The sequence below is a fragment of the Paraburkholderia sp. TE9906 genome, assembly GCF_056279605.1.
Map to the genome: position 1 here is coordinate 462,739 of NZ_JBWCCT010000002.1, position 15,069 is coordinate 477,807.

Sequence of the window (15,069 nt, forward strand, 5' to 3'; positions counted from 1 at the left end):
TTTGCTCCGTTAAAGTAAAACGCCCGTCATTTTCTGCACCAGGTCTTTATATGTTTCGACGACGACCCGTTCGTCGAATTCTTGCGCGACTTTCTGCCGGCCGCGTTCCGCCATCGCGCGTCGTTCGGCGTGGCTCATGTCGAGCATGCGCGCGAGTTGCGTGGCGAGGCTTTCTACGCTGCGCGCTTCGCACAGCAAACCGTTGACGCCGTCGGCCACCACCTCGCGGCAACCCGGCACGTCGGTCGTGACGATCGGGCGGCCCATCGCCGACGCTTCCATCAGCGTGCGCGGCACGCCTTCACGATACGACGGCAACACGATGCAATCGGCATCGGCGATGAAGGGACGCACGTCGTGCGCTTCACCAGGATACTCGATGATGCCTTCCCGCTCCCACGCCGCCACTTCGTCGCGCGTGATCGCGCTCGGATTGTCGACGCCCACCGGGCCGAGCAGTTGGAACCGCGCGTGCGGATATCGTTCACGCAACCGGCGCGCGGCCTCTACATATTCGCCGACGCCCTTGTCCCATAGGAGCCGCCCGATCAGCACGAATTTAAACTCCGGCCGCTCAGGCAACGGTGCGAACGCGAACTGTTCGAGATCGACGCCTTCGCCGTGCAGCAGCCGCGCCCGCTCAGGATGCACCAACAAATTCTGCTCGACAAACGCGTCCTGGTCGTCGCGATTCAGAAACCAGACTTCGCGCGGGAAGCGGAACGCGAAACGATACAATTTTTTCGCCACCTGCGCGGCGCGGCTCTGCTGGATGAACACGTAGCCGAGCCCGGTCGTGACCGCGACCGACTGCACGCCCGCGAGCTTCGCGGCGATCGAGCCGTAGATGTTCGGCTTGATCGTGTAGTGAAACACCACGTGCGGGCGGATCGTCCGGTATTGCCGGTAGAGCGACGCGAGCGTGCGCAGATCGTCGCGCGGATTGGTGCCCTTGGAGGCAACCGGCAACTCGATGCAGCGGCAGCCCATCGCGGTGAGCAGCTCGAAGGTGCGGTCGCGCGGCGCGAGCACCGTCACGTCGACGCCGCGCCCCACCAACATGCGGATCAGTCCTTGCCGATAGGTATAGATTGCCCAGGCAGTATTGCAAACGAGTGTAATACGCAGCGCGGGCGTCGACTTCAGGGCAGGCTTCATGCGGGAGCGGGTTCGGCGGTGAATGGGACGGTGGAGGGTCAGTGACTCGCGCGCGGCGCGAGCAGCACGCGTTTGACCCGCTGCAGCGCGCGGTACGGCATCACCAGATGCAGTAGATTTTTCGCGAGGCCGAGCCAGTCGTACGGATTGGCGGCGTTGAAGTAGCGCAATTGCAAACGCATTGTCGAGGTAATCTGGCGGCGCCGTTTGGTCGCGCTGATGCCGCCTTCGTTCAGTTCGTAATAGAGCCCGAGTTCCGGCAGATTCGCGCAGTCATAGCGTTCCATCAGACGTACGAACAGATCGAGATCTTCGGCGGAGCGGTACTCGGCGCGGTAGTTGCCGACCGCGCGCACGGCGTCGATGCGCAGCATCATCGAAGGATGCGCGAAGCATGAGCGGAAGAAGCGCACGCGGCGGATCGCGTTCGGCTCGGCGGGCGGCGTCAGCATGAAGAGCGGCTCGCCCGCGCGCGTGACGACCTGGGTCCACATGCCGAGCCCGGCCACGTTCGGATGCGCCTGCATGAACGCGCGCTGCTTCGCGAGCCGTTGCGGCACGCTGCGGTCGCCCGCGTCGATGCGCGCGGCATAGCGGAAGCCGCGTTGCGCGAGCGCGTCGATGCCGGTTTGCAACGCGCGCTCGATGCCCCCGTTCTGCGCCATGCGCAGCACGTCGATCTTCATGTTCGCGAGCGCCGGCGCGACGATCGGCGGCGTGCTGCCGTCATCGACGATCAGTACGTGCACCAGCGCACTTTCACTGAACGAGGCGAGCGTGAGATCGACGTCGGCCTGGCCGTTGTACGCGGGCATTAGCACCGCGACGTCGTCGAGAGCGGTTTGCGCGGTGGCGGATGCGTTCGTCATGGGCGCAATTTGAAACGGATGTAATAAAGATTAACCGACGCGGCCGCCAGATAGCCGGCCGCGAGACCCACCAACGCGCCATAAGCGCCGAGCCGCGGGATTGCCAGCAGATTCACCACGAACGCGACGGCCAGTGCGAGCAGCCATTTGGACAGCAACACGAACCTCGCCTGATACTTCAGTACGATAAGATTGCCGATCGCTTCGATGCCGGCCGGCACGGACAGCCACACGGCCCAGCGGAAGATGTCGATCGCACCTTCGAAGTCCGGTCCGAACACGCGGCGAATGATGACACCGGCGAGCAGGTCCAGCACGAGCGCGCCGCTCACCATCAATGCGGCGGTCATCGCGGTGAGCCGCCACATATTGCGGCGCAGTCGCGCGGCCTCCTGCACGCGGTAGACGAATGCGGGCGCGATGGTCTGGGCGAGCATCAGCGCGAGCGTGATCCAGTTTTCGTTCAACTGCTGGGCGGCGGAATAGCGTCCGAGGTCAGCGAACGAAATGGCCCGTTCGAGCATCAGGCGATCCAGTTTCAGGAACAGATACATACAGATCAGGCCGAGCCAGAACACGGTGCCCGCGCTCGCGAAATGCGCGAAGAGCGAACGGTCGAAGCGCCAGTTCAGCCGGCCGCCGTGGCGGCGCACGAAGTAGATCAGCAGCACCGCGCCGATCGCCGCGGATTCGAGCGCCCACAGCCAGCCGAAGCGCGCGGGCGCCGCCGCCGCGCGCACCAGCAGATATACGCAGCCGGCCTTGAGCACGGCGGTGCTCATGCTGGTGAGCAACTGCGGCTTGCTGTAGGTCAGGCTTTGCAGCCACGCGTTGATCACACCGACGAACGGCTCGCGAAACAGCATGGTGACCGCGAGGCCCGCGAGCATGGCGCCGACGAGCGGCTCGAACACATGCAGCGCGATGCCGAGCCACGTGAGCAGCAACGCGCCGACCGACACGGCAAAGCGCAACACGAACGCGCTGCCGAGCACGGTGCCGAGTTGCGCGGGCGGCCGGTTGACGATCGTGGGCACGAGAATCTCCGCGCCGCACACCCAGGTGATCGGCGAGAGCACCAGCAGCAGCGTGTTCGCGTATTGCCATTTGCCGAATACATCCGGCCCGAAGTAGCGCGCCAGCATGCCGCTGATCACAATCGCGACACCGATTTGTGTGAGTCTTTCGAGCCCGAGCCAGACAATGTTCGTGAAGGCGCGCGTGACGTCGGGATTGGCGAAGCGTTTGAGCGTCAGCATCCGCTGGCCGTTTGCCGGAGCACGTATGCGGAATGCGCAGCGGCACTGCGCGCGTTCGCCCACCCGGCCGACTGTAGCGGCAACTTTACAAATGGAGGGCGTCTAAGCATTAGAATGGCGTTATTCAGGCGGGTCAGAAGAACGCAATTATAAGTTGGAACCGGATCGCTTCCGGCAAGGGCGCACCGCAGCATGTCAGTGCTACTTTTCATCGCTCGTATTACCGCTAGTTTTACCGATGGTCAGCGGTGCGCCGGTCAAAATTTTCCATTGCACGTAAGTGAGCCAACATGATCTCCAAATCCATTTTCAAGGCGTATGACATTCGCGGCGTGATCGGCAAGACGCTCGACGCCGATGCCGCACGCTCCATCGGCCGCGCATTCGGCAGCGAAGTGCGCGCACAGGGCGGCGACGCGGTCGTCGTCGCGCGCGACGGACGCCTGTCGGGTCCCGAGCTGATTCAGGCATTGTCGGACGGTCTGCGTGCGGCTGGTGTCGACGTGGTCAACGTCGGCATGGTGCCGACGCCGGTCGGCTACTTCGCGGCCAGCGTGCCGTTGCAGCTCGCGGGCGGCGAGCGCCGCGTCGACTCGTGTATCGTCGTGACGGGCAGCCACAATCCGCCTGACTACAACGGCTTCAAGATGGTCCTGCGCGGTGCGGCCATTTACGGCGAACAGATCCTCGCGCTGCACCAGCGCATCGTCGACGAAAACTTCAGCGACGGCAGCGGCACCTACACCGAGTACGACATTGCCGATGCGTATCTCGATCGCATCGCCAGCGACATCAAGCTCGCGCGCCCGATGAAGATCGTCGTCGACACCGGCAACGGCGTGGCCGGCGGCCTCGCACCGAAGCTGTTCAAAAAGCTCGGCTGCGAACTGGTCGAACTGTTCACCGAGATCGACGGCAACTTCCCGAATCATCACCCGGACCCGGCGCACCCGGAAAACCTCCAGGACGTGATTCGCGCGCTGAAGGAAACGGATGCGGAAATCGGCTTCGCGTTCGACGGCGACGGCGACCGCCTCGGCGTCGTCACCAAAGATGGCCAGATCATCTATCCGGACCGCCAACTGATGCTGTTCGCCGAAGAAGTGCTGTCGCGCAACAAGGGCGCGCAGATCATTTACGACGTGAAGTGCACGCGCAACCTCGCGAAGTGGGTGAAGGACAAGGGCGGCGAGCCGCTGATGTGGAAAACGGGCCACTCGCTCGTGAAGGCGAAGCTGCGTGAAACCGGCGCGCCGCTCGCGGGTGAAATGAGCGGCCACGTGTTCTTCAAGGACCGCTGGTACGGTTTCGACGACGGCCTGTACACGGGCGCACGTCTGCTCGAAATCCTCACGCGCGTCGCCGATCCGAGCAAGCTGCTGAACTCGCTGCCGAACTCGAACTCCACGCCGGAGCTGCAACTGAAGCTCGAAGAGGGCGAGAATTTCGAACTGATCGCGCGCTTGCAGCAGAACGCGAAGTTCACCGGCGCGGACGACGTCGTGAAGATCGACGGCCTGCGCGTCGAATATCCGGACGGCTTCGGCCTCGCGCGTTCGTCGAACACCACGCCGGTCGTGGTGATGCGTTTCGAAGCCGATAACGACGCGGCGCTCAAACGCATCCAGGAAGACTTCCGCCGCGTGATTCTCGCGGAGAAGGCCGACGCGAAACTGCCGTTCTAACGGCTGAAGCGGCGGCGCGGTTCGGCTGGGTTCGCCTGGCCCGAAGCGGCGCCGCGGTTGAACGCGGCGCGGGTTTAATTACCGCGCCGCGTTTTTTCATGTCTTTGACATGCGACGCGCTAAAATTGCGGTCCTCGTGAGAAAGCGCCGGGCCGTCCCACACTTTCTCATCCCTTGGGGAGCCTGACGCGCAGCGGCAGGTTGGGGCTCTCTCAACGCATCTTCGGGCCGGATAGCCGGTTTTCTCACTCTTGAGCGTGCAAAAGATACTCATCGTGAGGGTGTCGTCTCTCGGCGACGTCGTTCACAACATGCCGGTGATCGCCGACATCCGACGCCGCCATCCGGATGCGCAGATCGACTGGCTCGTCGAGGAAAGCTTCGTCGGGCTCGTGCAACTCGTCACCGGCGTGCGACGGGCGATTCCCGTTTCATTGCGGCGCTGGCGCAAGCGCATCCTGTCGGTCGACAACTGGCGCGAGATCGGCGCGTTCCGGCGCGCGCTCGCCGCCGAGCACTACGATCTCGTGATCGACTGCCAGGGGCTCATCAAGACCGCGTGGGTCGCGAGCATGGCGCGCGGGCCGCTCGTCGGCCTCGCGAACCGCACCGACGGCGCGGGCTTCGAATGGCCGGTGCGTTTCTTCTACGACAAGCGCGTGCCGATCGAGCCGCGCACCCATGTGGTCGAACGCACGCGGCAACTGGTTGCCGCGGCGCTGAACGACCCGCAGCCACAACCCACCGACGAAATCGACTTCGGTCTCGACACCGGGCGCGCGGCGCTGGCGTTGTCGGAGGCGAATCTGAACCTGCCGGTACCGTACGTCGTGTTCGTGCACGCGACCTCGCGCGCCGACAAGCAATGGCCCGACACCGCGTGGATCGAGTTGGGGCAGTCGCTGGTGCGGCGTGGCGCGTCGATCGTGCTGCCGTGGGGCAGCGACGCCGAGCGCGCGACCAGCGAGCGTCTCGCGAAGGAATTCGGCGCGGCGGCGATCGTGCCGCCGAAGCTGTCGTTGCCCGCGGTGGTCGGCCTGATCGAAGGCGCGGCGGCGACGGTCGGCGTTGACACAGGTCTGGTTCACATCGCGGCGGCGCTGAAGCGGCCCACGGTCGAGTTGTACAATTTCTCGACCGCGTGGCGCACTGGCGGATACTGGTCGCCGAACGTCGTCAATCTCGGCTCGGCCGGGCAGCCGCCCACGCTGCAGCAGGTCAAGTCGGCGCTGGCCGGTTTTGGCCTGCTGTAACCCGTCGGTGCGCTTCGCCTTGCGCACCCTCCGTTCTCAAGGGCGACCATGAACGAAACCCAGATCATCGAAGTAGCGAACGCCGACTGGCACGCACGCAACCTGTCCGTGCCGCGCGAGACGCTGCTTGCCGGCGTCGAACGCGGCAAGGTGCTGTACTTCCCGAACCTGCGCTTTGCGATCGAAGGCGGCGAACAGGCGCTGCTCGATCCCGCGCTCGCCGATCCGAGCCGCAAGAACATCAGCCTCGAACCCAACGGCGGCGCGTTGCACGGCGTGGCCGGCGACGCCGTCACGCAATCCGCGGTGCGCGCATTGATCGCGCGCTATCAGACCAATGCCCGCACGCTGGTCGACGGGCTCTTTCCCGAATACAACGGCCGGCTGCGCGTCGCGCCGACCAGCTTGCGGCTGCATCAGGTGGAAACGCGCGAAACCTCATGGCGCAAGGACGACAGCCGGCTGCACGTCGACGCGTTTCCGTCGCGGCCCAACTACGGCGAGCGGATTCTGCGCGTGTTCACCAACGTCAACCCGCACGGCGCGCCGCGCGTGTGGCGCGTCGGCGAGCCATTCGAGGACATGGCGAGGCGCTTCCTGCCGCGCATCAAGCCGCAGATGCCGGGCGCGGCATGGCTGCTGAATCTGCTGCACGTGACCAAGTCGCCGCGCAGCGAGTACGACCATCTGATGCTGCATCTGCACGACGGCATGAAGGCCGATCTCGACTATCAGAAGTCGAGCCCGCAGGAGACCATGCCGTTTCCGCCGGGCTGCGTGTGGGTGTGTTTCTCCGACCAGACCTCGCACGCGGTGATGTCCGGCCAGTTCATGCTGGAGCAGACTTTCTTCCTGCCGGTCAAGGCGATGGCGCAGCCCGAATGCGCGCCGCTCGGCATTCTCGAACGCCTGAAGGGCAGGGCGCTGGTTTGAGCGCCGCTTTCCTGATGGCGGGGCGAGGCGCGCGCGCCTGTGCGTTCGAGCGCGTGAAGAATGCGGAACCTGCGCGGGAGGCTGCGGCTTTCGCCTTCGCGGAGTGCCGATGCTGAGGGCGATTTATAACGCGCTCTGGTGGATCATCGCGCCGCTCGCCGTGCTGCGTCTGTTGATCCGTTCGCGCAAGGAACGCGGTTACCGCGAGCATATCGGCGAGCGCTTCGGCTATTCGCGCGGGCGTTTGCCCGAGGACAACGGGCCGCTGATCTGGGTGCATGCGGTGTCGGTCGGCGAGACGCGCGCCGCGCAGCCGCTGATCGAAGCGCTGATCAAGGCGCGTCCCGACGCGCGCATTCTGTTGACCCACATGACGCCGAGCGGTCGCGCCACCGGCACGGAGATTTTCGGCGACCGCGTGTTGCGCAGCTATCTGCCGTACGACATGCCGCATGCGGTGCGACGTTTCCTGCGTGCGTGGCGTCCCTCGGTCGGTCTGGTGATGGAAACCGAAGTGTGGCCGACGTTGATCGACGAATGCCGTCGCGCGGATGTGCCGCTCGTGCTGACCAATGCGCGGATGTCGGCGCGCTCGTATAAGCGCGCGGCCAAATTCGGCGGCGCGACCAAGGACGTGTTCGGCGGGTTCTCGCGCGTGCTCGCGCAGAGTCCCTCGGATGCCGAGCGGCTCACCGCGCTCGGCGCGCGCAACGTCGCGGTGCTCGGCAATCTGAAGTTCGATATGAGCACGCCGCCGGAGCTGGCGGCGCGCGGTCATGCGTGGCGTGCGGCGATCGGCACGCGGCCGGTGTGGGTCGCGGCAAGCACGCGCGAGGGGGAAGAGGCGCTGGTGTTGCAGGCGTTCGCGGCGCTGAATGTCGAGGACGCGCTGCTGATTCTGGTGCCGCGTCATCCGCAGCGTTTCAATGAAGTGGCGGCGTTGGTCGAGAAAGCGGGGCTGCGGCTCGAACGGCGTTCGACGTGGGCGCCGGATGCGAAGGTGGCGTCGGCGGGCATGGCGACGGGTGGCGCCGTGCCGACGTTGCCAGCCGGGGTGACGGTGCTGCTTGGCGATTCGATGGGTGAATTGGGCGCTTACTATGCCGCCGCGGATCTGGCGTTTATCGGCGGAAGTCTGCTGCCGCTCGGCGGGCAGAATCTGATCGAAGCGTGCGCCGTTGGTGTGCCGGTGCTGATCGGGCCGCACGTGTTCAACTTCACGCAAGCCACCGCGGATGCGGTCGCGGCGGGCGCCGCGGTGCAGGTGCAGGACCCGGCCGATCTGGCGCGAGCGTTGCGCGAACTGTTCGGCGACAAGGCGCGGCGGCTCGCGATGGGCGGCGCGGCGTCGGCATTCGCCGCGCGGCATCGCGGGGCCACGGCGCGGACGGTGGATGTGTTGATGGCGTTGGTGCCGGAGTGAGGGGACGGGGCGCCGTGACACGCGGAGCGCGGTTCATCGCTCCGCTCGTCAATAAATACCATATTCTGCGCAGATTGGGCTCATGCAACTGCGGCCCTATGACCTGAACCGCTTTCCCACCACCTGCAATGACGCTTTTCTCCGACCTCGGCTTTCAATGGGACCGCGCCGCGATTCCTCAAGACATCCCGGTTCACTCGATCAAACGGGTGTGCTTCCGCTTTCATCGCATGCTGCCGGAATTCGTGTGGGATGCGAGCGTGCTCGAAGGAAATCCCTTTACGTTTCCCGAGGTGAAGACGCTGCTCGACGGTGTCACCGTGGGTGGTCGGAAGATATCCGATCAGGAGCAAATCCTGAACCTCGCGGAGAGTTCGAAGCACTTGCTCGCGATTGTGCAGAACGGTCGATTCGCGCTCGACAAGACCACATTCTGCGATTTGCACCGCCTTGTCGCGCGTAATGAAGCGCTTGAATGGGGCGTCTTCCGGGTAGAGGGAGAGGAGACGCGATATACGCCTGACGTCGCGTTGGGTGAGGCAGGTCGCCATACGCCTTTGCCGACTTTGCCCGGCGCGCCTGAACTCAACCGGGTTTTTACCGCAGGCGCGCGCGCTTGTAGAGCAGGTTTCGAATGCGTTCGAGCGCGGCTGCGCGTTCTTCCTGTTCGGCGCATTGCAGCAGTTCTTCTTCGACGGCAACAAGCGGACGTCGCGCTTCATGATGAACGGCGTGCTGATGGCAAACGGCATCGATGCGATCAGCGTTCCGGCACAGCGCGCGGCCGATTTCAACGAAAAGATGGTGCGCTTTTATCTGTCGAAGGATGGCTCCGAGATGATGGCATTCCTGCTGGAATGTCATCCGGGCGAGTGAGGCATCAAACCTTCAGCAACCCCTTGCGCTCGATAAACCCCACCACCTGATCCAACCCGTCGAGCGCCTTCAGATTACACATCACGAAGGGCCGCTCGCCGCGCATCTTCTTCGCATCCGACGCCATCACGTCGAGATTCGCGCCGACCATCGGTGCGAGGTCCGTCTTGTTGATCACCAGCAGATCCGACTTCGTAATGCCAGGTCCGCCCTTGCGCGGAATCTTCTCGCCGCCCGCCACGTCGATCACGTAGATCGTCAGGTCCGACAGTTCCGGGCTGAAGGTCGCCGCGAGGTTGTCGCCGCCCGATTCGATGAACACGATGTCCGCATCGGGAAAACGCGTCAGCATGCGGTCGACGGCTTCGAGATTGATCGACGCGTCCTCGCGGATCGCCGTGTGCGGGCAGCCGCCCGTTTCGACGCCCATGATCCGCTCGGCCGGCAGCGCGCCCGCCACGGTCAACAGACGCTGATCCTCTTTCGTATAGATGTCGTTGGTGATCGCGACGAGGTCGTACCGGTCGCGCATTGCCTTGCAGAGCATTTCGAGCAGCGTGGTCTTGCCGGAGCCGACCGGGCCGCCGACGCCCACGCGCAACGGCGGCAGTTTCTTCGTACGGACGGACGAGTGGGCGGGATGATGAGGTGCGTTCATGATGGATCGGTTTATGAGCGGAAAAGCCGCGAATACTGCGACTCGTGACGCGCCGACAGAATGCCGAGTTGCGGCGCGAACGTGTTGATGTTCTCGGGCGAGGTGGCCAGCGCGCGCGTAACCGCGGCATCGATCGGCGCGCGCAATGCGACGATGATGCGCTGACCCGCGAGCTGTCCCAACGGCACGGCCTTCAATGCGGCGGCCGCCTGGTTCTCGACCCAGCTAAAGGCGTAAGCGGCGAGCGCGGCATCGAGGGCGGCGTCGTGCGCGTAGGCGGCGAAGGCGAACGCGGTGGGCTGCGCGAGCGGCGTGAGCGAGGCGAGCGTCGCGCGTCTTTCAGCATCGCCCCATTCGAGCGACACGCACAATTGCCGTAGCGACCAGCCCATCTGTTCCGTTTCGCGGCGCAGTTCCGCGGACTCGCGGCTCGCGAGGAATTCGCGGTTGGCTTCAGCGAGGCCGGCGGCGTCATGCGAACCCCAGCGCTCCATTTGATGCGCGAGGAACGGCAGCTCGCCGTGCGCGAGCACGTCGGTCAGACCGCGCTCGATCCATGCGCGCGCGGAGTCGGCGTCGGTGATCAGCTGCGCTTCGATCGCCGCTTCGAGACCCTGCGAATAGCTGAACGCGCCGATCGGCAAGGCCGGCGAGGCGAGATGCAGCAGCGCGGTGAGTTCAGCGATGCGCATGGTGCGCGTGATGTGCGTGGCCGCAGGATTCGTCGTGTACGTGACCGCTGGAATCGTGGTCATGGTCGTGCGAATGACCGTGCACATGGTCATGGTCATGCGAGTGACCCTGCTCATGCGAATGCCCATGATGCTCGCCAAACACCTGCTGCGCGAGCGCATAGTCCTCGGCGAACGTCTCGTCATGCCCATGCTTATGCCCGCCGCCATACGCGCCGGACTCGGGCTGAAACGGCATCGACACCTGATCGACCGTCGCGCCGATGCGCTTGAGCATGTCGGCCAGCACCGGATCGTATTCGAGCTTCAGATAGTCCGCGCCCACTTCCACCGGCGTATGACGATTGCCGAGGTGATACGCGGCGCGCGTCAGCGTCAACGCATCTTTCGCGCGCACGTACAGCACCGCTTCCGGCGCGGCGACGACCCGCACGAGGCCGCCGTCGTCGGCGACCAGCACGTCGCCGTCGCGCAGCACCGTGCCGCGCGGCAGCAGCAGCGCGACTTCTTCGCCGTTATCGAGCGTGGCCGCGAGGCGGCTCTTGCGCCGTTCGTCGAAGGCGAGCGTCAGCGTCGGCGCCCGCTTGATCAGCACCGGCGCGAGCTTCAGATGCGGCGCCAGCAGTTTGTCGAGAGTACGCATGGTTAGAACAGAAAGTAGCGTTGCGCCATCGGCAGCACGGTCGCCGGCTCGCAGGTCAGCAACTGACCGTCGGCGATCACCTGATAGGTTTCCGGATCGACGCTGATCGCCGGGCGCCACGCGTTGTGAATCATGTCGGCCTTCGAAATGTTGCGGCAGTTCTTCACGGCCACGATACGCTTGTTCAACCCATAGCGTTCGGCCACGCCCGCATCGGCGGCCATCTGCGAGACGAAGGTCAGCGAGGTGCGCCCGAGGGCGCCGCCGCGCGTCGCGAACATCTCACGATAATGCACCGGCTGCGGCGTCGGGATCGATGCGTTGGGGTCGCCCATCTGCGCCATTGCGATCATGCCGCCCTTGAGGATCAGCGACGGTTTGATGCCGAAGAACGCCGGTTCCCAGAACACCAGATCGGCCCACTTGCCCGGTTCGATCGAGCCGACTTCATGCGCGATGCCGTGCGTGATCGCGGGGTTGATCGTGTACTTGGCGACATAGCGCTTCGCGCGGAAGTTGTCGTGGCGCGCGGTGTCTTCAGGCAGCGCGCCGCGTTGCACCTTCATCTTGTGCGCGGTCTGCCACGTGCGGATGATCACTTCGCCCACGCGCCCCATCGCCTGCGAATCCGACGACAGCATCGACAGCGCGCCGAGGTCGTGCAGGATGTCTTCGGCGGCGATCGTCTCGCGGCGGATGCGCGACTCGGCGAACGCGATGTCTTCCGCGATCGACGGGTCCAGGTGGTGGCACACCATCAGCATGTCGAGATGCTCGTCGAGCGTATTGACGGTGTAGGGGCGCGTCGGATTGGTCGACGAGGGCAGCACGTTCGCCTCGCCGCACACCTTGATGATGTCCGGCGCGTGGCCGCCGCCCGCGCCTTCCGTGTGATACGTGTGGATCGTGCGGCCCTTGAACGCAGCTACCGTCGCTTCGACGAAACCCGCTTCGTTCAGCGTGTCGGTGTGGATCGCGACCTGGGTGTCGGTGTCGTCCGCCACCGAGAGGCAGTTGTCGATCGCGGCGGGCGTCGTGCCCCAGTCCTCGTGCAGCTTCAGGCCGATCGCGCCGGCGGCGATCTGTTCCAGCGCCGGCTGCGGCTGGCTCACGTTGCCCTTGCCGAGAAAGCCGAGGTTCATCGGATAACCGTCGGCCGCCTGCAGCATCCGTTCGAGATGCCACGGACCCGGCGTGCAGGTGGTCGCGTTGGTGCCGGTCGCCGGACCGGTGCCGCCGCCGAGCATCGTCGTCACGCCGCTCGCGAGCGCTTCCTCGATCTGCTGTGGGCTGATGAAGTGAATGTGCGTGTCGATGCCGCCCGCCGTCACGATCAGGCCTTCGCCCGCGATCACTTCGGTGGACGCGCCGATTGCGATCGTCACGTTCGGCTGGATGTCGGGATTGCCCGCCTTGCCGATCGCGGCGATGCGACCGTTCTTGATGCCGATGTCGGCTTTGACGATGCCCCAGTGGTCGAGAATCACCGCGTTCGTGACGACGGTGTCGACCACGTCGGCGTGCACGCGTTGCGACTGGCCCATGCCGTCGCGAATCACCTTGCCGCCGCCGAATTTGACTTCTTCGCCGTAGGTGGTGAAGTCGCGTTCGACTTCGATCAATAACTCGGTGTCGGCGAGACGCACGCGGTCGCCGGTGGTGGGGCCGAACATTTCCGCGTACGCGCGGCGGTCAATGCGTAAGGTCATGGTGTGAGTCCGGAATGGAGCAGGGCGGTTCGGGCAGGGGGTGCGTAGGACGCATGCAGGGCGTCAGAGCTTGCCCATCACCTTGCCGTTGAACCCGTAGACGACGCGCTCGCCCGCCAGCGCAACCAGCTCGACGGTACGTTCCTGGCCGGGTTCGAAGCGCACGGCGGTGCCCGCCGCGATATTCAGCCGGAAGCCGCGCGCCGTGTCGCGATCGAACGAGAGCGCCTCGTTCACCTCGTAGAAGTGGTAGTGCGAGCCGATCTGCACCGGGCGGTCGCCGGTATTCGACACGACCACCGTGACCGTGGCGCGGCCTGCGTTGAGCTCGTGTTCGCCGTCGTCGGTGATGAGTTCGCCGGGAATCATGGGGCTTGCCTTGTACGCTTAAGGGATCGGGTGATGAACGGTGACGAGCTTGGTGCCGTCGGGGAAGGTGGCTTCGACCTGGATGTCGGGGATCATCTCGGGCACGCCTTCCATGACGTCGTCGCGGGTGAGCAGCGTAGTGCCGTAGTACATGACCTCGGCGACGGTCTTGCCGTCGCGGGCCGCTTCCATGAGCGCCGCGGTGATGAACGCGATCGCTTCCGGATAGTTGAGTTTGAGGCCGCGTGCGCGGCGCCGTTCGGCAAGCAGCGCGGCGGTGAAGATCAGCAGCTTGTCCTTCTCGCGAGGTGTGAGCTTCATCGAATGTGTGGGTTCGGTTATGACGGTCCGGAGGGTGGTCCGAGTTGTGGTCCGGATAGGTCGTTAGGGCGGTCCCCGCAGGGACCGTCGGCCGCGACCATGATAGGCGTTGTGCGTCGCGGCCGCGAGCACGCGATGCGCATGCGGCGAGTGAGCGACGCAGATCACGCCGGATAAACCGGCCAGGCCGGTCACCGTATCAAGTCCGGCTAACGGCTCGCTTACAAGCGGGCCTCGCTTACATGTCGGCCGGCAACGGCGCGCCGAACCACTTCTTCGACATCGTGTCGAGCGTGCCGTCGTGTTTGGCCTGGGCGATCGCCGCGTCCACTTTCTGCTGCAGGCGCGGCTCGTTCTTGTTCATGCCGACGAAGCACGGCGAATTCTTGATGACGAACTTCGGCTCCGGCCGGCGCGGCGGATTCTTCGCGATGATCGCGGCGGCGACGATATTGCCCGCGGCGATCAACTGCACCTGGCCCGACAGGAACGCGGCGATGGTCGCGTTGTTGTCCTCGAAGCGTTTGATGGTCGCGTTCGGCGCCATCTGCGACAGTCCGATTTCCTCGAGCGCGCCGCGCGTCGCGCCGACCGTCTTGCCGGTGAGATCGGCGGGACCGCTCACCTTGATGTCGGCGGGACCGAACACGCCCTGGTAGTAGGGCGCATAGGCGCTCGAAAAGTCGATCACCTTCGTGCGCTCCGGCGTTTTGCCGAGCGACGAGATCACCAGATCGACCTTGCCCGTTTGCAGATACGGAATCCGGTTCGCGCTATTGACCGGCACGAGTTCGAGCTTCACGTTCATCGACTTCGCGAGCAGCGCCGCGGTGTCGATGTCATAGCCTTGCGGCTTCATGTCGGGGCCGACCGCGCCGAACGGCGGATAGTCTTCCGGCACGGCCACTTTCAGCACGCCCGCCTTGGCGATGTTGTCGAGCGTGTCCGCGTGAGCGGCGACCGCATGAAAGGCGAGGTGCGCGACGATGGGCACGGACAGCAGCGCGGCGAGCAACGCGCGGCGCGCGGGGCGGGTAAGCAAAAGTTTCATGGTCGTCAGCGGTGGCGCGGTGTGGTGATGGTGTCGTGACGGCGGTGAGCCGGCCGGCTGCCGTCGAGTTGCGGCAGCATCGTGGCGCTGGACGATGCAAGGTGTGTGCCATCGCGGTGCAGCTTGAGCGAGCGGGCGAAAAGGCGGACAACGCACCCGATTGGGGCGCG

15 protein-coding genes are annotated in these 15,069 nt (G+C 65.0%); 5 read left to right on the forward strand and 10 right to left on the reverse strand.

Features of this window, described 5'->3' with window-relative positions; translation table 11 throughout:
* Positions 1-9: 9 nt before the first annotated feature.
* Genes ACZ9H4_RS05950 through ACZ9H4_RS05960 form a run of 3 tightly spaced genes read right to left on the reverse strand, consistent with a single transcriptional unit; the run spans position 10 to position 3,286 of the window.
* On the reverse strand, positions 10-1,158 hold the full coding sequence (locus ACZ9H4_RS05950) for a glycosyltransferase family 4 protein (RefSeq protein WP_408144442.1): 1,149 nt from the start codon (positions 1,156-1,158) through the stop codon (positions 10-12).
* Between the two features lie 38 nt (positions 1,159-1,196).
* The gene (locus ACZ9H4_RS05955) at positions 1,197-2,027 is read right to left on the reverse strand and encodes a glycosyltransferase (protein ID WP_476118473.1); all 831 of its coding nucleotides are present in this window, start codon (positions 2,025-2,027) and stop codon (positions 1,197-1,199) included.
* A complete protein-coding gene (locus tag ACZ9H4_RS05960) occupies positions 2,024-3,286 on the reverse strand; it encodes an oligosaccharide flippase family protein (protein WP_408144446.1) in 1,263 nt (420 codons plus the stop codon). The genes ACZ9H4_RS05955 and ACZ9H4_RS05960 overlap by 4 nt, the downstream gene beginning before the upstream one ends.
* 290 nt (positions 3,287-3,576) lie before the next feature.
* Here ACZ9H4_RS05960 and ACZ9H4_RS05965 point away from each other — a divergent pair, with 290 nt between their 5' ends.
* From ACZ9H4_RS05965 to ACZ9H4_RS05985, 5 genes are all read left to right on the forward strand, one after another.
* Positions 3,577-4,971 (forward strand): phosphomannomutase/phosphoglucomutase, encoded by a 1,395-nt coding sequence (locus ACZ9H4_RS05965; protein WP_408144448.1) that lies wholly within the window; start codon positions 3,577-3,579, stop codon positions 4,969-4,971.
* Between the two features lie 251 nt (positions 4,972-5,222).
* A complete protein-coding gene (gene waaC / locus ACZ9H4_RS05970; RefSeq protein WP_408144450.1) occupies positions 5,223-6,224 on the forward strand; it encodes a lipopolysaccharide heptosyltransferase I in 1,002 nt (333 codons plus the stop codon).
* A 48-nt stretch (positions 6,225-6,272) separates the two neighbouring features.
* Complete coding sequence (locus ACZ9H4_RS05975; protein WP_408144452.1) at positions 6,273-7,157, forward strand: Kdo hydroxylase KdoO; 885 nt, start codon at positions 6,273-6,275, stop codon at positions 7,155-7,157.
* A 109-nt stretch (positions 7,158-7,266) separates the two neighbouring features.
* Positions 7,267-8,580: a lipid IV(A) 3-deoxy-D-manno-octulosonic acid transferase gene (waaA, locus tag ACZ9H4_RS05980; protein ID WP_476118474.1), complete on the forward strand. Its 1,314-nt coding sequence runs from the start codon at positions 7,267-7,269 to the stop codon at positions 8,578-8,580.
* 128 nt (positions 8,581-8,708) lie between these two features.
* Positions 8,709-9,506 carry a Fic family protein gene (locus ACZ9H4_RS05985; RefSeq protein ID WP_408324852.1) on the forward strand — a complete coding sequence of 266 codons (798 nt, stop codon included), beginning with the start codon at positions 8,709-8,711 and terminating at the stop codon, positions 9,504-9,506.
* Here the strand turns inward: ACZ9H4_RS05985 and ureG are convergent.
* From ureG to ACZ9H4_RS06020, 7 genes are all read right to left on the reverse strand, one after another.
* Positions 9,461-10,114: an urease accessory protein UreG gene (ureG, locus tag ACZ9H4_RS05990; protein WP_408324850.1), complete on the reverse strand. Its 654-nt coding sequence runs from the start codon at positions 10,112-10,114 to the stop codon at positions 9,461-9,463. The two genes, ACZ9H4_RS05985 and ureG, sit on opposite strands and share 46 nt — an antisense overlap.
* An 11-nt stretch (positions 10,115-10,125) precedes the next feature.
* Positions 10,126-10,806 carry an urease accessory protein UreF gene (locus ACZ9H4_RS05995; RefSeq protein WP_408152978.1) on the reverse strand — a complete coding sequence of 227 codons (681 nt, stop codon included), beginning with the start codon at positions 10,804-10,806 and terminating at the stop codon, positions 10,126-10,128.
* Positions 10,793-11,449: an urease accessory protein UreE gene (gene ureE / locus ACZ9H4_RS06000; RefSeq protein ID WP_476118475.1), complete on the reverse strand. Its 657-nt coding sequence runs from the start codon at positions 11,447-11,449 to the stop codon at positions 10,793-10,795. The genes ACZ9H4_RS05995 and ureE overlap by 14 nt, the downstream gene beginning before the upstream one ends.
* Positions 11,450-11,451: 2 nt before the next feature.
* On the reverse strand, positions 11,452-13,158 hold the full coding sequence (gene ureC / locus ACZ9H4_RS06005; RefSeq protein ID WP_408152919.1) for an urease subunit alpha: 1,707 nt from the start codon (positions 13,156-13,158) through the stop codon (positions 11,452-11,454).
* A 63-nt stretch (positions 13,159-13,221) separates the two neighbouring features.
* Positions 13,222-13,527: an urease subunit beta gene (locus ACZ9H4_RS06010; protein ID WP_121316726.1), complete on the reverse strand. Its 306-nt coding sequence runs from the start codon at positions 13,525-13,527 to the stop codon at positions 13,222-13,224.
* 18 nt (positions 13,528-13,545) lie between these two features.
* Positions 13,546-13,848, reverse strand: a complete 303-nt coding sequence (gene ureA, locus ACZ9H4_RS06015; protein ID WP_042327793.1) for an urease subunit gamma — start codon at positions 13,846-13,848, stop codon at positions 13,546-13,548.
* A 238-nt stretch (positions 13,849-14,086) separates the two neighbouring features.
* Positions 14,087-14,899, reverse strand: a complete 813-nt coding sequence (locus ACZ9H4_RS06020; protein WP_408144465.1) for a transporter substrate-binding domain-containing protein — start codon at positions 14,897-14,899, stop codon at positions 14,087-14,089.
* Positions 14,900-15,069 lie beyond the last annotated feature (170 nt).